This window comes from Methylobacterium symbioticum (genome assembly GCF_902141845.1).
Classification (GTDB): domain Bacteria; phylum Pseudomonadota; class Alphaproteobacteria; order Rhizobiales; family Beijerinckiaceae; genus Methylobacterium; species Methylobacterium symbioticum.
In genome coordinates this window covers 1-3,147 of the sequence record NZ_CABFPH010000208.1, presented here as the reverse complement: position 1 = coordinate 3,147, position 3,147 = coordinate 1, and the positions used below count along the sequence as shown (strand labels likewise).

General features: G+C 69.3%; 3 protein-coding genes. All 3 read left to right on the top strand.

Translation table 11 applies throughout. From position 1 onward, the window contains the following. Positions 1-315: 315 nt before the first annotated feature. Positions 316-1,599 carry a dual-specificity RNA methyltransferase RlmN gene (rlmN, locus tag MET9862_RS28760; RefSeq protein ID WP_142586283.1) on the top strand — a complete coding sequence of 428 codons (1,284 nt, stop codon included), beginning with the start codon at positions 316-318 and terminating at the stop codon, positions 1,597-1,599. Positions 1,600-1,763: 164 nt separating this feature from the next. Next, positions 1,764-2,600, top strand: coding sequence for a transporter (locus tag MET9862_RS28755; RefSeq protein ID WP_142586282.1), 837 nt, complete (start codon positions 1,764-1,766; stop codon positions 2,598-2,600). A gap of 216 nt (positions 2,601-2,816) precedes the next feature. After that, a partial coding sequence (locus MET9862_RS28750) for a hypothetical protein (protein WP_142586281.1) occupies positions 2,817-3,147 on the top strand: 331 nt, incomplete at its 3' end.

Below are 3,147 nucleotides of genomic sequence, written 5' to 3'. Positions count from 1 at the left end.
GACGGGTATCTACGCACCCAAACCCGCCCCGTCAACACCCCACACGACAAACACACGAAAAATCGACGACACACCCATGACGGCCCCCTGCAGGCCGCCCTGGCGAAGGCGCGGGCCATTCCGCAGCGGCACCCTAGTCAGTGGCATGCGGGCGCGACCCCGCCCGCCTGGACCACGTCGTTCCTGCCCGGCCAAGTTGCGTAGGAAGTCGCGCAGACGGATCGCGGACCTGACCGCCCGCACGCGCATTCGCGTTTATCCGCCCGATCGCGTATATCCCTGCCTACATCCACCCTCAGAGCAGATCATCGAGCCATGGCGACGGCGTCGTTCGACTCCGCCCGGCGCGCGGCCAGCGCCGTTCCTCCCATCGAGAAGAGTCCGGATTTCCGGCCCGAGCCCCTGCCCGGCCGGCCCGTCTCCCTCGTCGGCCTGACGCGGGCGGAGCTGAAGGAGAAGCTCCTCGCCATCGGCGTGCCCGAGCGCGAGAGCCGCATGCGCGCGGGCCAGATCTGGCACTGGGTCAATTTCCGCGGTGCCACCGACTTCGACGCGATGACGAATGTCGGCAAGGGGCTGAAGGCCGAGCTCGCCCGCGCCTATACCCTCGACCGGCCGGAGGTCGTCAGCCAGCAGGTCTCCCGCGACGGGACCCGCAAGTGGCTGCTGCGCATGGCGCCGACCGGCAAGCACGACCACAATCGCGGCGCCGAGATCGAGTGCGTCTACATCCCGGGGCCGGACCGTGGCACGCTCTGCGTGTCGAGCCAGGTCGGCTGCACGCTGACCTGCTCGTTCTGCCATACCGGCACGCAACGCCTCGTGCGCAACCTCTCGGGCGCCGAGATCGTGTCGCAGCTCGTGGTCGCCCGCGATCAGCTCGGCGACTGGACCGGGCAGATGCCCTCGCGCGACGCCTCCGGCAGCGGCGAGGTGGGCCGGCTCGTCACGAACATCGTGTTCATGGGCATGGGTGAGCCCCTCTACAATCTCGACAACGTGCTCGACGCGCTCGGGGTGATGTCCGACCAAGAGGGGCTCGGCCTCTCGCGCCGGCGCATCACCGTCTCGACCTCCGGCGTGGTGCCGCAGATCGCGCGCCTCGGCGCCGAGGGCAACGCGATGCTCGCCATCTCCCTGCACGCCGTGCGCGACGAACTGCGCGACGAGCTGGTGCCCCTCAATCGCAAATATCCGATCGCGGAGCTGCTCCGGGCCTGCCGCGAGTATCCGGGCCTCAGCAACGCCCGGCGCATCACCTTCGAGTACGTGATGCTGAAGGGCATCAACGATTCCGACGCCGATGCGCGCGAGCTGGTGCGGTTGCTCAAGGGGGTCCCGGCCAAGATCAACCTGATCCCGTTCAATCCCTGGCCGGGCAGCGCCTACGAATGCTCCGACTGGGAGCGGATCGAGCGCTTCTCCGAGATCGTGTTCAACGCGGGCTACGCCTCGCCGGTGCGGACTCCGCGCGGGCGCGACATCCTCGCCGCCTGCGGCCAGCTCAAGAGCGAGACGGAGAAGCTGCGGGCGCGCGCCCGGATGATGCTTGAAGAGGGCATGGGCGCAGAAGGATTCTACGCCGATCCGGACGATTGAGCGGTACGGGCCCGACGATCCGCCCTTGTCGATCGCGACGGCAGGCGGACTAAAGCTCGGCCGTGAGCCGTCACACCTTCGAGGGCCGGCCGTCCGCACCCCGCGGCCACGGCGGCCGCGGGAGGTGGACCGAACGGATGCGAGAGTTTTCGGCACGGATCACGATGAGCCTCGCGTTGGCGCTCGCCGCCGGCCCGGCGCTCGCCGGCTCGGCGGCGCAACCCGGCCAGACGATCGGCCTGCCGACCGGCGCGCAGCTTCCCATCGGCCTCTACTTCGTGAACCTGTCGAGCTTCGGCGTGAGGGACACTGCGCCGCTCTCCTCCGAATCGAACGTGAACCTGCCGACGCTCGCCCTCGCCACCCCATGGAGCGTGCTCGGGGCGCGGCTGCATTTCTTCTTCACGCAGCCGGTCGCAGCCTCCAGCGTGCGCGGCGCGCCCTACCAGAGCGGCATCGGCCAGCAGTTGCTCGCCGGTCAGCTCGCCTGGGACCTGGGCGGCGATCTCGGCGTCAGCTACCTGTTCGGCGGCTATCTGCCCATCGACACGCGCTTCCTCACGCAGGAGGCCTCGCTCAGCCACCGCTTCGCCGTCAGCTATACCGGCCAGGGCTACAATCTGACCGCCAATCTGCTCTACGGCACGTTCCTGAGCGAGCGCTCGCCCTTCGGCGTGCTCTATCCCGACTATCTCAACCTCGACATCACGGCGACGAAGAAGTTCGGCAAGTGGGAGATCGGCCCGGTCGCCTTCGGCTCCCTCGACCTGCCGGTGAACATGCCGGGCTACCGGCGTCAGGGGCAGTTCGCGGTGGGCGCCCTCGTCGGCTACAATTTCGGGCCGGTGAACCTGCAGGCCTACGTCACCCGCGACGTGGTCGAGCGCAACTATGGCGGCACCGAGACCCGCGGCTGGCTGCGCGCGATCGTGCCCCTCTACCAGGACAAGGGCGACGTGGAGCCGGGCCGGACGCTGGTCACCCGCGAGCAGGGGGAATGATCCGGCCTCCGGTCCGATTGGATCGGAGACATCCCATCCGCGACGTCCGAGATGCGCCGTCGCGACGTGATCGGCCGGAACGGGCGTGAGATCAGAACCGGGCCGAGGCTCAGCTTGACGGCTGCACGGGCCAAGCGTCTAACGGTCGCACGAACACAGGATGTCCGCCGGCCGGCCGCCAGGACTGATCTCCACAGGGCTGATCCCCGTGAACCGATGCGACTCCGCGGTCTCCTGATCGGTGCAAGCGGACTCGCCCTCGCGGCGGTCACCGCGGCCCTGCTCGCGCGGCCCCTGCTCGCGGAGCGGGCGCGTGGCCTGATCGAGGGCCGGCTCGCGCGCGAGACCGGCCTGTCCTGGACGATCGGCGGCGTCGGCCTCGACCCGTTCGGCGTGACCCTCGACGCGGTGGCCTTCTCCGGCGCGGGTCTGGACGGACGGCTGAGCCGCGCGAGTTCAAATGCGTCGAGGGGCCCGAGGTCCAGTGCCACGTTCCCTATCCCTACGCGAACCCGGGAACGGTCCGGCCGGGCGATTATGCGTGGCT

Coding starts and splice junctions, on each gene's coding strand:
- rlmN (WP_142586283.1), top strand. CDS start 316: ATGGCGACGGCGTCGTTCGACTCCGCCCGGCGCGCGGCCAGCGCCGTT.
- MET9862_RS28755 (WP_142586282.1), top strand. CDS start 1,764: ATGAGCCTCGCGTTGGCGCTCGCCGCCGGCCCGGCGCTCGCCGGCTCG.